The sequence below is a fragment of the Paenibacillus anaericanus genome (assembly GCF_003994475.1).
GTDB classification, from domain to species: domain Bacteria; phylum Bacillota; class Bacilli; order Paenibacillales; family Paenibacillaceae; genus Fontibacillus; species Fontibacillus anaericanus.
On record NZ_RZNY01000003.1, the window covers coordinates 199,541 to 218,770 of the forward strand.

12 protein-coding genes are annotated in these 19,230 nt (G+C 41.2%); 1 reads left to right on the forward strand and 11 read right to left on the reverse strand.

Features of this window, described 5'->3' with window-relative positions; genetic code table 11:
* Window positions 1–226: 226 nt before the first annotated feature.
* The 10 genes from EJP82_RS05265 to adhE form a co-directional block, all read right to left on the reverse strand.
* On the reverse strand, window positions 227–2,404 hold the full coding sequence (locus tag EJP82_RS05265; RefSeq protein WP_127190988.1) for a stalk domain-containing protein: 2,178 nt from the start codon (window positions 2,402–2,404) through the stop codon (window positions 227–229).
* A gap of 215 nt (window positions 2,405–2,619) precedes the next feature.
* Complete coding sequence (gene nagZ, locus EJP82_RS05270) at window positions 2,620–4,245, reverse strand: beta-N-acetylhexosaminidase (protein WP_127190989.1); 1,626 nt, start codon at window positions 4,243–4,245, stop codon at window positions 2,620–2,622.
* Between the two features lie 20 nt (window positions 4,246–4,265).
* Window positions 4,266–5,873, reverse strand: a complete 1,608-nt coding sequence (locus EJP82_RS05275; protein WP_127190990.1) for a response regulator transcription factor — start codon at window positions 5,871–5,873, stop codon at window positions 4,266–4,268.
* On the reverse strand, window positions 5,870–7,696 hold the full coding sequence (locus EJP82_RS05280) for a cache domain-containing sensor histidine kinase (RefSeq protein ID WP_127190991.1): 1,827 nt from the start codon (window positions 7,694–7,696) through the stop codon (window positions 5,870–5,872). The genes EJP82_RS05275 and EJP82_RS05280 overlap by 4 nt, the downstream gene beginning before the upstream one ends.
* 63 nt (window positions 7,697–7,759) lie before the next feature.
* Entirely contained in the window at window positions 7,760–8,587 is an 828-nt protein-coding gene (locus EJP82_RS05285; protein WP_127190992.1) for a carbohydrate ABC transporter permease, read from the reverse strand.
* The gene (locus tag EJP82_RS05290; protein ID WP_127190993.1) at window positions 8,587–9,471 is read right to left on the reverse strand and encodes a carbohydrate ABC transporter permease; all 885 of its coding nucleotides are present in this window, start codon (window positions 9,469–9,471) and stop codon (window positions 8,587–8,589) included. Before EJP82_RS05290 ends, EJP82_RS05285 begins: the two co-directional genes overlap by 1 nt.
* Window positions 9,472–9,586: 115 nt before the next feature.
* Complete coding sequence (locus EJP82_RS05295) at window positions 9,587–10,969, reverse strand: ABC transporter substrate-binding protein (protein WP_127190994.1); 1,383 nt, start codon at window positions 10,967–10,969, stop codon at window positions 9,587–9,589.
* Window positions 10,970–11,177: 208 nt separating this feature from the next.
* Complete coding sequence (pflA, locus tag EJP82_RS05300) at window positions 11,178–11,921, reverse strand: pyruvate formate-lyase-activating protein (RefSeq protein WP_127190995.1); 744 nt, start codon at window positions 11,919–11,921, stop codon at window positions 11,178–11,180.
* A 60-nt stretch (window positions 11,922–11,981) separates the two neighbouring features.
* Window positions 11,982–14,243: a formate C-acetyltransferase gene (pflB, locus tag EJP82_RS05305; RefSeq protein WP_127190996.1), complete on the reverse strand. Its 2,262-nt coding sequence runs from the start codon at window positions 14,241–14,243 to the stop codon at window positions 11,982–11,984.
* Between the two features lie 260 nt (window positions 14,244–14,503).
* Window positions 14,504–17,119: a bifunctional acetaldehyde-CoA/alcohol dehydrogenase gene (gene adhE / locus EJP82_RS05310; protein ID WP_127190997.1), complete on the reverse strand. Its 2,616-nt coding sequence runs from the start codon at window positions 17,117–17,119 to the stop codon at window positions 14,504–14,506.
* Between the two features lie 478 nt (window positions 17,120–17,597).
* Between adhE and EJP82_RS05315 the strand changes: the two genes are divergently transcribed.
* Entirely contained in the window at window positions 17,598–18,314 is a 717-nt protein-coding gene (locus EJP82_RS05315; RefSeq protein ID WP_127191175.1) for a Crp/Fnr family transcriptional regulator, read from the forward strand.
* A 104-nt stretch (window positions 18,315–18,418) separates the two neighbouring features.
* Here EJP82_RS05315 and EJP82_RS05320 read toward each other — a convergent pair whose 3' ends face one another.
* Complete coding sequence (locus EJP82_RS05320) at window positions 18,419–19,198, reverse strand: formate/nitrite transporter family protein (protein ID WP_127190998.1); 780 nt, start codon at window positions 19,196–19,198, stop codon at window positions 18,419–18,421.
* Window positions 19,199–19,230: the final 32 nt, after the last annotated feature.

The window sequence follows — 19,230 nt, forward strand, 5'->3', positions numbered from 1 at the left end:
AACCTTCAAACATGTAGCTTATTTCTTCTAATAATGCCTTAAAAAGACGACAGCGTCAATGTTCATAGACGCCAAGAAAGATATCCCTAGCATCATATTTGAATAAAAACGAACCGAAAATTTTACTCAAAAATATAACAATAAGGACGCGGCTATGATACTCCGCGTCCTCTACTACTTTACCTAGGAGCCTATCTCCATAGGTAGCATCGATTTGATATTATAACTAATGTTTGATCTCCGGCAATGGTTGCAGAAGAAGGTTAACGGACAAGTTACTACCTGGTGCAGCAGTGAACGTGAACTCAACCGTTTGTTCCCGGTCTCCTGAACGGAACAGTACACTGTTCTCGTTAGGTGCTGACAGACTACCCGAGCTAGATAATTGGACAATCTCCCCATTAACCATCATGGATCCGTAATATCTTCCCCCACGAGGATTAAAGGTGATCAAAGTATTTGGTGCTACACGATACAACTTGATCTTGTAGACAACACCGAAGTTACCTGAGTTCATTTGATATTCGCCTTGAGGACCCGTACCTATTTGGAAAGGATCAGTGGAATTATCAGCAATCATGAGGCGGACTGGTGAATCACCAACTAATTCATTGTATTCAATATTACGATTGGCGTCCATATAGGTGCCGCGGTTATGCACATCCGCCGCCAATAGATCCAACGTAGGCAGTGTTTTAAAAGGATCCTTATTTGCATCAATCATAATAACGTCGTATTGAAGGGTATGATCGCTATACAAATCTGAGTATAGAGAAATAACTTCTCCCGGTTTCATAGGATTAGCATTCAACTCCGTCATGACAATCTTACTTTCACCTTGAGCAATCCACACATCCTTATAATCTTTTCCTGTTTGCAAGGATTCATAATAACGATTAACTGAAGCTCTACCCGCCGCTGTTGCGTAAGGAGATGGTCCACCGAATCCCATAGTGGTTTGTGTCAAACGTGTTGTTTCCGTATTCTTATTGGTAGCAATCACATACATTTTCACATTTTTACCCGTAGAATTCACATGGTGGATCATAAAACGTGTACCACCCGTTGCCGTTTCAGTGTACACACGTCCTTCGGAATATACGGTTTCCGGGCTATTGCTACGAATTAACGTAGTAGGCTCAGAGGTGAAAGAGTAATTCACTTTGGTCCAACTTGGGATCACTGTACCATCAAATGTATATTTTTCCCCTACAGGGGTAAAGATTTTATTAAATTCATCTTTTGTATACAAAACTTCATCCGTAATTGTGATTGTCTTCTCTACCGTTGAGTACAATCCGTATTTATTTACAACTTTCAAGCGAATGGTAGTTGGTCCTGGATTAAAGAAGGCAAGCTCTTTATTCTCCCATACCCGATCCTTAATCGAGTTTTCTTCATCCGTACTAAAGTCCGTATAGTTGATCAATTCACCCATTTTATAAGTATCTTTATCTGTTGTAAAGTTCGCTACAGGCGGTGTATGTGGCTTAACAACATTTAAAGTAAGGGAGAATGGATTACTCCATTGTCCATTAGAATCTTTTACGCGATAAGTAACCAAATAGCTACCCGGGGTGGTAAAGGTGTCTTCACGACCTTCCCATTGTTCTTCAACGATTTCTAAACCCGATGGAGAATAGGAATTAGTTGAGTATTGAACAACAGTCTCACCAGCAACGATCTCTTTGTTTCCTACACTAAAAGAGGCCACTGGATTAGTAGAAAGACTCAGAATAACCCGCTTCCCAGGCTGATCAACTGTATATGGGATATTCAAAGCTCCTGTAATTGCAGTCAGAGGAACCATGAAATTGTTTTTTGCTGAGTAAGACGTACCTTTCATCGGCTTAACTACGCCATTAACTTTATAAGTGCTTTTGTTAAATTGGAAACGTAATTCGTCACTGCCGCGTGTAATTATAGTTTCTTTCGTCTTATTATCAAAGCTTAGTTGTAATCCAGCGCGTTCTACAATTGCCCGGATCGCAACGTAAGATACACCTTTCTTAACCTCCATTGGGTTCCCTGCAATAAACAAACTACCGTTCTGATACATCTTATTGCTGTTCATCATCAAGATTAGTTCGCCTGTTCCGGCCGCAGTCGTCGCACCTGGATCAACTGGATTTGTAACTGGTTCTGTAACTGGTTCCGTCACAGGAGGGGTTACTTCACCTTCTGTTCCCTCTGCTCTATCTTCCACTATGTCCGATTCATTACTTAATTCGGTTCCGTTATTCTCTAGTTGATCCTGATTCTGATTTGTCGAATCAGGTGTATTGACCGATTGTTCTGCTACGTTTGTAGTACTATGGACAGCCTCTTCTGCACTTACAGGAAGGACCATCGCCACTTGCGAAGTAACTAATATCGCGGTGATGAGTATTCTTTTGAAATTCATGCCTAAACCCCTTCTGCTCACAATTTATGACTCTCTGATTATATTCACATAGTATTTAACGCTGTTAACGAGAAAAAGTTGCTATTTATTATTGCAATGTAAAAACCGCATAGAATAACCACAAATGCGGTATCCTACCCGGTTCTTATAAAAAGTTATTATTTAGGTCAATTTTGGAGAATTATTACGAGTGATACTCATTGTAAATAAGTAAATTAGAGGCCATGTCCTACGGGATACTCAGAGTTTAGACTCACTGGAAGTATACCTTTTGGAGCCAGGTTTCCCGTTAATACTTTGGCAAGTGCATCTAGTGAAAATGACCGATTCTCATATAGACACAAGTACGTGCCGATTTGTGGAAATCCTAGTATATCATATGGATTCCGTGTAGAAACAACAATTAACTCTGATCCTTTTTTTGTATGCAAAGCTTCAATCAAACGGCGCTGTCCTTCAGGGATTTCACCTTCCGAAGTATATGTCACAACGATGATTTGAGAAAATTCGCCACTTTGTTCAAGTACGGACTGTATTTCTTCTTCTGTTGGATGCGTACCGATAATACTGAGTACAATATCATCAACATAAGACTCAAGTGCATCTCCAAGACTATATACATGTACGGATGGTTCATCTACCTCTGTCCGATGCCGCAGTTCCGGCCATACGACCAGTACAGGCTGATCTTTATGTAATGGAAGATTACCCGAATTATTGACCAATGTTACACTGTGCTCAGCAACCCGACGTAGCAGTGATTCACTCTCTATAACCGGTGTCAGAGAGATCTTCTCTGGATTAAAAGTAGCTGCCAAATCAATATCGTTGATTCGCTTAGCCTTTAGGGCCAAGACTCGCTCAACTGAAGTGTTAATTTGATCCTCGGTTAAAGCACCTTGAATGACCGCTTCTCGCACTGCTTGAATCGCATTGACTTGATCCTCTAAGGTATGACTTACTAGCACAATATCCGCACCCGCCTGAATAGCTTGAACTGCGCCTGCAGCAATGCCATAATGCTTTGAAATAGCATGCATTTCGAGGCAATCGGTAACGATAACTCCCTCAAAACCCATTTCTTCTCGCAATAGATCATGAAGTACTCGACGAGACAATGTCGCCGGGATATCCTCAGGCTCAAAGGCCGGGAAAATCACGTGTGCTGTCATAATCGCATCAGTCCCTGCCTCAATAGCTTTACGGAAGGGAAGTAACTCTACACGGTTCAATCGATCCTTATCATGTGGAACTACGGCCAATCCAAGATGAGAATCTACCGCGGTATCCCCATGTCCCGGGAAATGTTTAGCTGTTGCACTGACACCTTGGCTCTGATATCCCCGAATTGCGGCAGCACCATGTTCAGCAACCCGCTCCGGGTTTTCACCGAAAGACCGAACCCCAATAACTGGATTGCCAGGATTGTTGTTAACATCAACACAAGGAGCAAAATTTAAATTAATACCTAGACCAAGCATCTCTTTAGCTGCTAAAACAGCTACCTCTTCAGTAAGAGTCAAGTCATTTGCAGCACCCAGCGCCATGTTTCCTTGAATCCGGCTTACACCGTCATGATCCAAACGCGAAACCATTCCGCCCTCTTGATCTATTGAAATAAACAACGGTATTTCAGCCTTACTGCGTGGAAGTGCTTGCAAATCCCGTGACAGCGTAGCTAGTTGTTCTATCGTTTGTACATTGCGGCGGAAATAAACTACACCACCAACATGAAGATCACTAACTAATTTTTTAATTTGATCATCTGGAACAAGACTATGAAAACCGCAAATAAATAATTGACCAATTTTCTGTTCTAATGTCCATGTAGATAAATCCATTAATGGGTCACCTTCTTTGCCTATGATTCGGTTGAATCCTTCAAACGAAACTCCGATGGAGTCATCCCGGTATATTTCTGAAAAACTTTCGTGAAATAACGTCGTTCATGATAGCCAACAGCAGAACCAATTTGAGTAATCGATTTATCGCTGCTAATAATCAAGGTTTTTGCCACTTCCATACGTTGTTTAGTAAGATACTCAACAAAAGTCTCGCCGAATTGGTTCTTAAACAAAAGACAGAAATAACTGCAACTGATTCCAAGATATTCGGAAATATCTTCAATTCCAAAGTCGTTTTCTAAATTATGCTGAATATAATTTTGCGCTGACATCATGAGTAGTTCCGAGGACTTTTTGGTTGAGAGTGAATCTCGTGATCGCTCTATCAATAAAACAATTAAAGATAGCAACTCTTTAAGACTCAACGATTCTTGAAGCCTTTGCCAAATATTCTCCTCTTGCTCCCCCGATAACATTTGCAACTCACGCATTTCACGAAGTAAATGGATCAATAGATAATGTAGCAACTTCTCCGATTGGCCCACACTATTCTCATTTAAATGGCCTACAAACGATTTAAGTTCTTGAGTGATTTGAACAAGAGATTCCTGATTTCCGTTACGAAGCCCAGCACTCAATTTCTCAATCCAGAGCCATTTCGACTCGGTAGCACTTAGTTCCGGTCCGGAATACTCCATATTCGCTGTATCCGTATCCAAAAACCATTCACTCGAAGGATTAAGGATTAATTTTTTCTGCATTCTTTGGTATGCCATCGATAACTCTTTTAATGAGAAAGGATTCTGCTCTAATGACATTCGGATAGACATTCCGGCATTCTCGTCAATAATAGTTTGCAGAATAATCAATCCTGGGTACAATTGTTCCTTTGTAATCCGAGAGTCCCTCTCCGGGGAAGGGAAAATAACACACCATTCTCCCTCCCGGATTTGCAGGACCGTTTTATCTTTAAGTATCGGACTAAAAATATCTTTCAGCATATTCTTGATTTGAAGATTCCATGCTTTCCGCTCGTAAGCGGTCCAGGATATAGACCGGTGGGCATAACCCTCCAGGTCTAATAACAAGACGGCATATCGTTTCTCATTGGCGAGCCCGTCTTCTTCATCCCACAGTACGCCTTCTTCTTCCGTTTCCTGTCCCAACAACGAATGAAGCATATAATTTTCATTGGCCAGGTAAGCAACCCTGTTCAACTTCTGCTCCTTGTTCTGCTTCTTTCTCTTCTCTCTGATCTGACCGGCAATATTCCGAACCGTCTCTTCCAGCTCAAAATAATTGATCGGCTTACAAATATAATCCTTTACACCATGCCTAATAGCCGTCTTTGCATACTCGAATTCCTGATAACCTGTTAGGAGTAGAATCTCGCAAGTTAATCCCCTATTCCGGATTTCCTGTAGCAAAGTCATCCCGTCCATTACTGGCATGCGGATATCACTTAAAATTAAATCGGGTTCATGCTGGATAGCTGCATTTAGTGCATCCACACCATTCTTGGCCAAACTAACAATTTCAATGTCCATATCCTCCCAAGGAAGTACCTTGGATAAATTGTTTAGAATGTGGACCTCATCGTCAACTAGCAAGGCTTTCAGTCTCAATTTTTATCACCCAATTCGTATTTAGGAATCACACATTGAATAATGGTACCCTGTCCCGGCTGCGAGCAAATAAATAACCCAGATTTACTACCATACTTAAATCTCAACCGATCAAACACGCTTCGTAGCCCCAATCCCCGACGCTCATGATTTGGATACGGCTCAATCAAGTCGTATTCTGGATCATCTATATCCGCGTATTGAATGGAAGATAATTGCTCGCTCGTCATACCGATGCCATTATCCTCAATTCTCAGTAAGATCCTGTCTTCTTCCATGATACCCGTAACCTTGATCTTACCTATATAGTCGATGCCTTCAAAACCATGCTGAATACTATTCTCCACTAGCGGTTGAAGCGTGAGTTTGAGAAGAAGACAGTTCATCATCTCATCAGGAATATCAATGTGATATTCAAATAATTCATCAAATCTGAACTTCTGAATTTCCAGATAACTCCGAAGATGTTCTACTTCCAGACTCAGTTTGATTTCTTCTTTGTCTTGAATACTAATACGCAGAATACTGGCAAGACGAAGCACCATCTCACTGACCTTACGTCCTTCATTCTGAACGGCCAGCACATTGATTGATTCTAACGTATTGAACAGAAAATGCGGTTTGATTTGCGCTTGCAGCACCCTCAGTTCGGCATTCGCTTTCTGAAGTTGCTCGCGCTTTACCTGATGAAACAATTCATTGATTTTGTCCATCTGATTGTTAAATCCTTTTTGCAGCAGCAGTAGCTCGTCATCGCCCTTCTCATCCACTCTCGCGTTCAGATCACCGTCCTCGACTTTACGCATAAAGCGCACGATTACGCCGATCGTCCCCGTTATCCGATTCATGAAGACTAGGTTAAAGAGCATCGCTGTCAGTACACAAATACAAATGATAGCAACAAACCATTTCGCAAACGTGGTCAGTTCTTTGGACAAGTAACTCCATGAAGTAACTGATACAAGACTCCAAGGATATTCCTTCAAATTGTAAATCGAAATAATACTTTCTTCCCCGTTAAATTTCCCTTTGAAACTTTGATAGTCAGCACTAAACTTATAATCTGGTTTCATATAAGACTGAATTGACTGCCCGTCCAGCTCGGATTGATAGTCATACAATATGAGCCCTTTGTCATTGACGAGCATAAACCGGGTATCACGCATATTACTTCCCAATTCCAAATTTTGAAATATCTTCTCGAATTCCCAGTCCTTAATCTGAACGACAAGAACTCCTACTCTGTGAAAGTTGCTAAGATCCTTAATTAGACGAATCTCCGTGAATACTTTATCTGATCCTGTCAGTTCCGGATATTCATGTGGAGCAATCCATTTCGGCATTCCTCTGAGGGACATCACCTCATTAAAGAGAGGGTGTTCCTTAAATTTCTCATAAGGTAATGTTTGAAAGTTTTCTTTATTAAAAATTGAAATGACATTTGAATCCCCAACACCACCATTAACATTGTACAAAAATGCATAATCGATGGCTGGATGGTTGTACAGCAAGGAACGGAAATTCTTCTGGTTGGCATTGAGTTCAAGCTGAGTAGTCGCCGTCAGATTTTGCGAATCAGGATCCTTTGCAACAATTGCTGCCTGAAAGACACCCTTAGCAATCCCCGTGTCGGTCAAATTATCCATTTCATGAAATACGTTCTTGATACTGTAACTGATCGCTTTAAGCGAGTATTCAGCTTGTTGACTATGTCTCGACTCGATAGAGTTGAACGTCACGAAGAAGGTAATAATCCCAAGAACAAAGAGCGGGATAATCACGAGTGCGATAAAGGCAGTAAATAATTTGATTCGCAGATTCATAGGCGCAGCTCCCTAATAGAATACTATGCGTATTCGAAAAGTAGAGACCCTATTCAATCTCTATTATCCTTTTACGCTGCCCGCCGTTACCCCTTCGATAATCTTCTCTTGCAGAATCGCATAAATGATCATTACAGGAAGCACGCTGAAAACAATACCAGCTGACATTTGGGCATAGTTGGTGTTATAAGCATCTCTAAAGCCGACCATACCTATTGGGAGTGTCTTTAATTCGTTGCTAGATATGAAATAGTTCGCTAGCAAGAATTCGTTCCAGTTCCCGAGAAAGTTTATAATGAATACGGTCACAATAGCAGGTACTGTAAGCGGTATTATAATTCTAGCAAATAACCCTGCTGGCCTCAACCCATCAATTACCGCCGCTTCCTCTATTTCCCCTGGAAGAGAACGCATAAACGCCGCAAGGATAATAACCGTGAACGGAATCGCATTTGCTATATATGGTAAGAACAGAGCCATACGCGTATCTAAAATGTTTAAGTTTCTCATAATCCCGTAAATCGGAAGGAGGAGAGAGTTATTCGGAATCAACATACCAACCAGAATTAATTGAAATATAATGGCACTCACTTTTTTGTAACGCATCCGTGTCACAGCAAATGCCAGCATCGCTGCTAATAAGATGGAAACACACGCGGCTACCACACCAATATACAAACTGTTAAAGAAATAAGTGCTAATTTTGGCATTCACCCAAGCATTCACATAGTTATCAAACATAATGGAGCTAGGAAGTCCAAACGGATTGGATGCAATGGCTTGGTTATTCGATTTTACCGAAGAGAATAGAACGAACAAGAAAGGATATAGAATAATGAGCAGATAACCCATCAGAAAGATATGCGGTATTAATTTTTTGAGTGATCTCATTAGTATTCAATCCTTTCTGTACGTTTAGCAATCAAGACTTGATATAGTACCGTGATAATCATAGTGAATACAAAGATTAGTATAGCGATTGAGTTACCAAAGCCATGTCTAAAGCTTGTGATTGCATAACGGATCATATAAGTAGCCATAACATCCGTTGAACCAGCAGGTCCACCTTTAGTCATAACGAGGATAATATCCGCCGCTTTCATTGCACCAGCTACTGACAACATGATTACTACAGAAACGATTGGCATAATGAGCGGAAGTGTAATTTTGACGGCTCTTTGGAAGCCAGTCGCACCGTCAATCGCCGCCGCTTCATCCAACTCTTTCGGAATGGCAAGGATTGCTGCAAGTACCATAATGATATAAAATCCTGTCCACTGCCAAGCATTCGTGATTAGGATCGAAATCATGGCCCACTTTTTATCAGATAACCAGTAGATCGGCTCAACTCCGAATACACCGAGCAACTCATTTAGAAGACCGAAATCCGGGTTATAGATAAAGCCCCATAATATACCGATTACTGCTGTTGACATAATGGAAGGCATAAAAACCGCTGTTTTGTAGAGGCCTTTTAGTCTCTTCACATTCGCAATAAGTAAGGAGAAGATTACGATAAGTGGAACCTGAACTAAACAAGAGAAGAAAATGAAATATACATTATTTCGTACAGACTTCCAAAAGGCAATATCATTAAATGCTGTCACATAGTTGTCTAGTCCAATATAAGTCATGGTTTTTGATATACCATTCCAACTCGTCAAACTATTATTAACCGCTGTAAAGATTGGGTAAATGAAGAACCCAAGAAATAAAATGAATGCCGGCAGTATAAATAGAATGTAGGTCAGAGGGCTTTTAAGTGCTTTATTCATGATAACCTCCGTAGTTTGTGCCTTGTAAAAAATGTAAAAGTTCTTTAATTTTAAAAAGGGCGCCCCCCACATGTTACGAGGCGGGCGACACCCTTTCATAAAATAATTTAGATGATTACTTAGTAGCGTTTGCCGCTTCTTGAGCCGCTTGCACATTTTCCAACATCTTAGCTGCATCGAACTCGCCGCCAATTACTTGTTGAATACCCATGCTTAGCGCAGTGTTAACTTCTGCTTGAACTAGAGCATCAAATGCAGGGAATGAAGTTCCGATTTCACTAACTGCTTTGAATATGTCTTGCATTAGAGCATCGTCAGAAGTAGCTTTCATTTGATCCAAGCTAATTTTCATAGCTGGTAGAACGCCGTCTTCTTTCAGACCACGAAGTTGCATTTCATCAGTCCACATGTTCTTGATGAACTCTGTTACAGCTTGCAGTTTACGAGGATCTTCAGCAACTGCACTGGAGAAACCATAACCATTGTTAGCATCTTGCATTACAATTATTGGATCGCCAGCATTTACTGGAGGCATATTGAAGTATCCGATTTTTCCAACCATGTCACCAGCTTGAGCAGGATCTCTGAATACTGAGTTCGCCCATGATCCGTCCATCATCATGATAGCTTCGCCTGTAATAACTTGGTTTCTCATGTCAGCGTACTCAAATCCAAGTTCACCTTTTTTGTAATAACCTTTTTCAACCCATTCTTCATGTTTAGCAACTGCTTTCACTACGTTCGGATCAGTCCATTTAGTAGCGCCTGTTTTGAATCCGTAAGTGATGTCAGCTCCTGCATAGTATGACCACAGGTTGTTCGTAGTCATCAAAGGAATCCAAGCATCTTTAGATGATTGTGCGAAAGGAATTTTGCCGTCCGCTTTGATTGCTTCTGCAACTTGCTCAAGTTCAGCAATTGTTGTAGGAACTTTAAGTCCTTTTTGTTCGAAATATTCTTTATTGTAGAAATATCCTTCAATCGAACCACCGATAGGAAGACCGTAAATTTTATCTTCGTAAGTAAATGGAGCCAAAGTATTGAATTTTTCCTTGATGCCCAGATCATTCAAGATCGAAGTCAGATCCAGCATCAAACCTTCTTTTGCGTATAGAGCAGCATCTGGGCTACCGAATACGTCAAACACTTCTGGTGGTTTACCCGCAGCCATTTCGCCTCTCAGCTTTTCTTTACGGTTAACTTCAGAATCTACAGCATCAAGCTTAATTTTCAGGCCAGGAACTGCTGCTTCTGTTTGCTTAACTACATCTTCTAGCATAGCTAGACGGAATTTCTTAGCTTCCCCTACTTGAGTGTGACGAATTGTGATTTCGAACGGTTCATCGTTCACCTTCACCTCGGCAGCGTTATTTGTCTTAGCTGGTTCCGTAGTGGGAGCGCTTTCTTTTTCTGTGTTATTGTTCTTTCCACAACCTGTGACTACTGCCGATGCTACGAATATCAAAGACATTAATAGCAGCAAACTTTTTTTCTTCATGTTTCTATGACCCTCCTCAAGATTGGTTTGTGTTACATCTTTATTATAGAAAGCGCCTTCAATTTTGGTAAGGAGGACATATTTCTATTATAGGGATAATATCATCTAGTATGTAAAATGAAAACGGTTAAACCCCACAACTCGTGTTAGGTTTAACCGTTTTGGTTAATTTTTTCAGTTATTTCTGTAAACTTTCATGACATGTATATTACTTCGTTGCAGCAACTACCTGCTGCCGCCCCTCTTCAATCAAGCGATTTGCCCGTTCAATTTCGTCAGAAGTAGGTGATGGAACACCCTCCAACTCATATTCCCAACCGAGCTCTTGCCATTTGAATACACCCATTTGATGATATGGAAGAATTTCAAACTTCTCCACTGCATTCAGGCCACCAATGAATCTACCCAATTTCAACAAATCTTGCTCATCGTCATGAATACCAGGGACATAAACGTGGCGGATCCACATATTACGATTATGATCAGATAACCACTTTGCCATATTCAGCATTCGTTCGTTTGATTTACCTGTCAACTTAATATGCTTCTCATCGTCAATATGCTTCAAATCAAGCATAACCAAATCAGTGACATCAAGAAGTTCGCGAATTTTATCCCCTTCATTATAACCGTTGGTATCCAAAGTCGTATGAAGGTTCCAACGTTTCTTCACTTCTCGAAATAACTCCGTAACAAACGGGGCCTGTAGTGTCGCTTCCCCGCCGGATACAGTTAACCCACCGCCTGATGAACGGTAATAGCTCAGATAAGGTTCGATTTCAGATAGAACCTCTTCCAAAGTCATCTCTTTACCGTCCGTCAGACTCCAGGTATCAGGATTATGGCAATACTGACATTTCAGCAGGCAGCCCTGCATAAAGAGCACGAAACGTATACCGGGGCCATCAACCGTTCCGAAAGTTTCCAATGAATGTATTCGACCTTTTAGCATCTTTCGTCACTCTCCATTCGGCTACTCAGTATAAATTGCTACATTTAACTGGTAAAGGAATTACATCGAACCATGGAAGGTCCGGTTAATTACATCAAGCTGTTGCTCACGTGTCAATTTGATAAAGTTAACTGCATAACCCGACACGCGAATTGTAAGCTGTGGATAGTTCTCTGGATGATCCATAGCATCCATCAATTGCTCACGATCAAACACGTTTACGTTCAAGTGATGTGCATCACTACCGAAATAACCATCCAACATTGATACGAGATTAGATTTACGTGTTTCTTCTTCTTTACCCAATGCCTTAGGTACGATTGAGAAGGTATTAGAAATACCATCCAAACTATGTTCATACGGCAGTTTAGCAACAGAACTCAAGGAAGCGAGTGCACCTTTCTTATCGCGACCATGCATCGGATTGGCACCTGGAGCAAATGGTTCGCCTGCTTTACGTCCATCCGGTGTAGTTCCTGTTTTCTTACCGTAAACGACATTAGATGTGATTGTCAACACAGATTGAGTCGGCAATGCGTTACGATATGCTTTATGTTTGCGAATCATGCCCATGAATGACTCTACCAATTCAACGGCAATTTGGTCAACCATATCGTCGTTGTTACCGTAGCAAGGGAAATCTCCTTCAATTTCAAAGTCGATTGCAATGCCATCTTCATTACGGATAGGTTTTACTTTAGCATATTTGATAGCACTTAAGGAGTCAGCCGCTACAGACAAGCCAGCGATTCCGCATGCCATCGTACGGAGAATATCGCGATCATGCAGCGCCATTTCGATCCGTTCGTAGGAATATTTATCGTGCATGTAATGGATAACGTTAAGTGTATTCATATACAGTTTAGCAAGCCATTCCATCATCGGTTTGAAACGTTTCATGACTTCATCGTATGTCAAGTATTCAGAAGTGATAGCCGGAAGTTCAGGACCAACTTGTGCACCAGACTTCTCGTCTTTACCACCGTTAATTGCATACAACAAAGCTTTAGCCAAGTTCGCACGAGCACCAAAGAATTGCATTTGTTTACCGATTTCCATCGCGGATACGCAGCAAGCAATACCGTAGTCATCGCCATAGATCGGACGCATCAAATCATCGTTCTCGTATTGGATCGAACTTGTTTCGATTGATACTTTTGCACAGTATTTCTTGAAGCCCTCAGGTAATTTTTCAGACCAGAGTACAGTCAAGTTTGGTTCCGGTGCAGGTCCCAAGTTATATAAAGTATGCAAGAAACGGAAGCTGTTCTTCGTTACACGAGTCGCGCCAGATACGGACATACCACCTAGTGATTCTGTTACCCAAGTAGGGTCACCACTGAATAGATCATTATAATCAGGAGTACGCAGGAATTTGACGATACGTAGTTTCATAACGAAATGGTCAACTAGCTCTTGAGCTTGTTCTTCTGTCATTGTGCCTTCAGCTAGATCACGTTCAATATAAGCATCAAGGAATGAAGATACGCGTCCTAGTGACATTGCCGCACCGTTTTGTTCTTTGATTGCTGCTAGGTATCCAAAATATACCCATTGGAATGCTTCTTTAGCTGTATTAGCTGGCTTGGAAATATCAAATCCATGTGCTGCTGCCATTTGTTTCAATTCGCCAAATGCGCGAATTTGCTCAGATAATTCTTCGCGAAGACGGATAACATCTTCATCGATTACATCAACCTCAAGATTGTTGAGGTCTTGTTTTTTTTGTGCGATAAGGAAATCCACACCGTAAAGTGCTAAGCGACGATAGTCACCGATAATCCGTCCACGTCCATATGCGTCTGGAAGACCTGTGATAATACCTGCTTTACGAGCGGCTCTCATTTCTGAAGTATATGCATCAAATACGCCTTGGTTATGCGTTTTGCGGATATTCGTAAACATGTCTACGATGTCTTTTGGAAGCTCAAAGCCATAAGCTTTACAAGCATCGATCATCATTTTAATGCCGCCAAATGGTTGAATTGAACGTTTGAAAGGAGCATCCGTTTGAACACCTACAACTTGTTCCTTATCTTTGTCCAAGTAACCTGGAGCATGTGAGACAATCGTTGATGGTGTGTTAACATCTACATCAAGTACCCCACCAGCATCGCGTTCTTTCTTAGTTAGATCGGAAACAATCTCCCACAAAGCTTTAGTATTCTCAGTTGCGCCTTGCAAGAAAGATTCGTCACCAGTATAAGAAGCAATGTTACCCTCGATAAAATCGTGGACATTGACTTCCTTCATCCATTTGCCTTTCTTAAAACCTCTCCAACCCGACTGTACTTCCTTTACTTCTCTTTCAATCACCGACATCTGTATTCCCTCCATTTATATAGTTTGGAGTACGCGGTTTGAAGGATATTTTTCCGCGCCTCATGATTCCTTTAATTTGTGATAAATTTCACATTTCGGACACTGATAAGATAATAATCTTTGATAATAACATCTCAAATGCCCTATCACTTTGTAAGGAATCATTTATGCTATTATCATATAACAATTACCATAAAAGCATTGTGACAAATATCACTCTTCGAGTGATATTTGTCACTTTTTTTGAACTATTTGTTCACTTATTCTTCAAATCTTCCGTAGAATGCATCGCGGTATACATCAGCCAATTCTGTAACTAGTGGCAACTTCGGATTAGCAGTAGTACATTGGTCTTCGAAAGCGCGGTCTGCTAAATAGTCTACGCGTGATTCGAAATCCTTTGCATCGAAGCCAAGTTCTTGGAATGTTTCTGGAATGCCTAGTTTCTTGTTCATTTCACGAATTGCTTTGATCAAGCTCTTAACGCCTTCTTCTGTTGTACGAGCAGGCAATCCAAGAATGCGAGCGATTTCTGCATAACGTTCGTCAGCAACGAAGTGAGTATATTTAGGGAATGCAGCAAATTTAGTTGGTTTCTTAGCATTATAGCGAATAACGTGCGGCATAAGAATCGCATTTGTACGTCCATGAGCAGTATGGTATTGACCGCCCCATTTGTGCGCCAAACTGTGGTTAATGCCTAGGAATGCGTTGGCAAAAGCCATACCAGCCAAAGTCGATGCGTTATGCATTTTTTCACGAGCAAGCTTGTCGCCAGTTAATGCCGATTTTTCTAACCATTGGAACACTAGTTGAATCGCTTTGATTGCAAGACCATCCGTATAGTCACTAGCCATAACCGACACATAAGCTTCAATAGCGTGAGTCAATACGTCCATACCTGTATCAGCAACAGCGAACTTAGGCAAACTGTATACGAATTCTGGATCGATGATAGCTACGTCTGGAGTCAACTCATAATCAGCAAGTGGATACTTCGTGTTACCATTTTCTTTATCTGTGATAACGGCGAACGATGTTACTTCCGAACCTGTACCCGAAGTTGTTGGAATCGCAACGAATTTTGCTTTTTGGCCCAAACGTGGGTATTTGTAAATCCGTTTACGGATATCCATGAATTTTTGTTTCAAGTTGTTAAAGTCTGTATCTGGATATTCATAGAACAACCACATACCTTTAGCAGCATCCATTGGCGATCCGCCACCTAGAGCGATGATACAGTCTGGTTGGAATTTCTCCATCATTTCAGTACCACGTTTAACTGTTGTAGTCGATGGATCTGGCTCTACATCCGAGAATACTTCGATAGCTACTGGCGTTTGGCGTTGACGAAGATAATGTTCTACCTTCTCTACATATCCAAGCTTAACCATCATAGGGTCAGTAACGATCAGTACGCGAGTAATGTCAGGCATTTTGGCAAGATATTGAGTGGATCCTTTTTCAAAGTAAATTTTGTTAGGAATTTTGAACCATTGCATATTCACAGTACGACGATTCACCCTTTTCACGTTGATTAGATTGATAGCAGTTACGTTCGACGAAGTCGAGTTACGTCCGTAAGATCCACATCCAAGTGTTAGCGATGGTAAGTTTGTATTATAGATATCACCGATACCACCTTGCGAAGATGGTTGGTTAACCAAGATCCGGCAAGTCGGCATACGATCGGAGTATTTTTGAATAATTTCTTCGTTATTTGAGTGAATTACCGAAGAGTGACCCATACCACCGAAATGAACAACTTCAAGGGCACGTTCGATACCTTGTTCAGGGTTCTTCACTTTGTAGCAAGCAAGGATCGGGCTTAACTTCTCTGCAGACAGTGGATATTTAGTTCCCACGCCTTCAATTTCAGCAACTAGAATTTTTGTTCCAGCTGGAACACTGATTCCGCACAATTCAGCAATCTTAGTTGCTGGCATACCAACGATAGTTGGATTCACTGCACATTTATCAGCAATAATAGCTCCTGCAGTCAATTTAGTTACTTCTTCTTTATTTACAAAGTAACATCCGTTTGCGATCATTTTCTTCTTCACTTGATCGAATATCGGCTCTTCGATGATAACTGCTTGCTCAGATGCGCAAATCATACCATTATCAAATGTTTTGGAAAGAATAAGGTCATTCACCGCTTGATCAAGATCGGCAGACTTTTCAATGAAGCAAGGTACGTTACCTGGGCCTACACCTAGTGCTGGTTTACCACAGCTATATGCTGCTTTAACCATTGCGGATCCGCCTGTTGCAAGAATACATGCTACATCTTTATGATTCATAAGTGCGTTCGTACGATCCATCGAAGGATTCTCGATCCATTGGATACAATTTTCAGGAGCACCGTGTTTTACTGCAGCTTCCAACAAAATCTTAGCTGCTTCAGTACTACACGCTTGAGCAGATGGATGGAAACCGAAGATGATCGGGTTGCGAGTTTTAATCGCGATCAAGGCTTTGAAGATTGTAGTTGAAGTTGGGTTAGTTGTTGGTGTAATACCCATGATGATTCCCACTGGTTCAGCAATCTTCTGGAAGTTGTCGTAAGGATTATCTTCAATAACGCCTACGGTCTTGTTGTTCTTAATACTGTTCCAGATGTATTCCGTAGCGAACATGTTCTTAATAATCTTGTCTTCATAAACACCACGTCCAGTTTCTTCTACAGCCAACTTTGCCAGATGCATGTGTTTGTCAAGTCCTGCCAATGCCATTGCTTGCACGATCTTGTCAATTTGTTCCTGGTCCATTCCCATAAAAGCTTCAGTTGCTTTATTCGCTTTGTCGATCAGCGATTGGATATATTCCTGTGCATCCGGTTGTGCCTTTGTCGTCACTTCGTTTTTTACGGCCATCTCTCTCGTCCTCCTAGGTATTGGTAATGGATCGAACCTTATTGGTATCGTGAAAAAATTCACTTATTAGTTCGTCCTTGCGAAGCTTTGCGCTTCTCTTTATGAATAAATCATATCACACACTTTCACTCTTGTATAGTGAATTTTTTCACATACTATAAAGAAAATGAAAATATTTCAGTTAATTGAGTGTATTTTCATGTATTGCTTACATAAAAAGTATATTCAGTAAAATGAAGCCCTTTCAAAAAATAAGACTCTTTCTTCTTCCTTCTATAGAGTGGCTAAAAAAGTCCGCAATCTGAAAACCTATTAACTCTTTAGCAAAGTTATCCATAATCAAAAATAAAGTGAAATTAGTCACAATGTTGAAATTTCGACACTTTTTTTTCATTTAACAGTAACTCAAATCACAATAAACAGTATATAATTAATTTAAATTTTCAGAAAAATTTGGAGTACAAAGGGGAACTTAATGATGAATGAAATAATGAATGCTGCCCTGCCCCGTGGGAATACGAGCTGCTTCTCCGAACAAAACTTCAATCGACTCCTCGTTACCATGAAAGAAAAAGCGTATCCCGAGGGAACACACTTATTCTGGGAAGGCGACTTTTCCGATAAACTGTTCTACCTTAAACGCGGACGCGTTAAATTAACTAAATCAACTGATGAAGGCAAAGAGCTTATTCTGTATATGTACGGCCGTGGCGATATGGTCGGTCAGGCAGATCCCTTCTTTAGTAGCAAGCACAGCTTTACAGCTGAAGTAATTGAAGACAGTGAAGTTGGTGTAATTGAGCAAAAAGATCTTGAAATCATGATCTGCCAGCACTGTGACTTTGCTATCGACTTTATGAAATGGATGGGAATTCATCACCGCCTGACACAGACAAAATTCCGTGACTTAATGATGTATGGTAAACCAGGAGCTCTCTGCTCCACGCTCATTCGTCTGAGTAACACATACGGTGAGAAACATGGTGACACCATCCTTATTAACAAAAAGATCACGCATACTGATCTGTCTAACATGATCGGAGCTACTCGCGAGAGTGTCAACCGTATGCTGAGTGATCTCCGCAAGAAGGATGCATTAGAGTATGAGAACGGGATGATCGTAATTAAAGACCTCGTTATGCTACAGGACATTTGTCACTGTGAACTGTGCCCGAACGAAATCTGCCGTATTTAATGGTACTCGTCTTCGGTCGCGCCTGGAATTCTTATTTCATACCATTTGCAAACAAAAACAAGGTTGGGGGGATTTACCCTCAACCTTGTTTATATTTTACTAAGTTATTTCTTTCGTACCGGTGATATAAACCAGTATGCCATTCCAACGAATACCGCTCCACCTAAGATGTTTCCAAGAGTAACCGGGATCATATTATGCATCCAGCCGGCGATCGTAATTGTATCCGGATGATTCGGTAGAATCAAGGACAAACTAAGCAAGGTCATATTAGCCACGCTATGCTCATATCCACTAGCAATAAACGCGTATAAACACCACCAGATCAAGACTAGTTTGGAGATATCATCCTTTGCTCGATTGGCCATCCAAAGCGCAAGGCAGACAAGCCAGTTACACAATATGCCACGGAAGAACAATTCTGAGAACGGAGCAGCCATCTTCTTTGCTGATGCGGCAAAAATGAGGTGTTCCGGTGCGGCAGTCTTGAACAGTCCACTTCCCCAGACAAGCAAGGAAAGCAGCACAGCACCTGCCAAATTCCCTAGAAAAACAATAGTCCAGTTCTTAGCCGTATCCCCCACTGTCGTTCTTTTAGCGAGCGTACTCATCGTAAAAAACATATTGTTACCCGTAAACAGTTCGGATCCCGCAAACACGACAAGTGTGAGTGCAAGTCCAAACGACATCCCCATCAACGTCGTCTGGAACGGCGATTTAACTGCTGCTAGCGGAGCACCAATACTAAATATCAAAATGATACCCAATCCTACATAGGCCCCAGCTAACATTGCCGATACGATATACCGCGGCAGACTCTCATTCATCTTCTCTTTCTTTTTTACTGCCGCTTCAATTATTGCTTCCACACTTTGCGTGAACATCCGGCCTGCCTCCCCAACACTCTTATATGAAC

Coding starts and splice junctions, on each gene's coding strand:
- EJP82_RS05290 (WP_127190993.1), bottom strand. CDS start 9,471: ATGAATAAAGCACTTAAAAGCCCTCTGACCTACATTCTATTTATACTG.
- EJP82_RS05315 (WP_127191175.1), top strand. CDS start 17,598: ATGAATGAAATAATGAATGCTGCCCTGCCCCGTGGGAATACGAGCTGC.
- EJP82_RS05320 (WP_127190998.1), bottom strand. CDS start 19,198: ATGTTCACGCAAAGTGTGGAAGCAATAATTGAAGCGGCAGTAAAAAAG.
- pflA (WP_127190995.1), bottom strand. CDS start 11,921: ATGCTAAAAGGTCGAATACATTCATTGGAAACTTTCGGAACGGTTGAT.
- EJP82_RS05280 (WP_127190991.1), bottom strand. CDS start 7,696: ATGAATCTGCGAATCAAATTATTTACTGCCTTTATCGCACTCGTGATT.
- pflB (WP_127190996.1), bottom strand. CDS start 14,243: ATGTCGGTGATTGAAAGAGAAGTAAAGGAAGTACAGTCGGGTTGGAGA.
- EJP82_RS05285 (WP_127190992.1), bottom strand. CDS start 8,587: ATGAGATCACTCAAAAAATTAATACCGCATATCTTTCTGATGGGTTAT.
- EJP82_RS05295 (WP_127190994.1), bottom strand. CDS start 10,969: ATGAAGAAAAAAAGTTTGCTGCTATTAATGTCTTTGATATTCGTAGCA.
- adhE (WP_127190997.1), bottom strand. CDS start 17,119: ATGGCCGTAAAAAACGAAGTGACGACAAAGGCACAACCGGATGCACAG.
- nagZ (WP_127190989.1), bottom strand. CDS start 4,245: ATGGATTTATCTACATGGACATTAGAACAGAAAATTGGTCAATTATTT.
- EJP82_RS05265 (WP_127190988.1), bottom strand. CDS start 2,404: ATGAATTTCAAAAGAATACTCATCACCGCGATATTAGTTACTTCGCAA.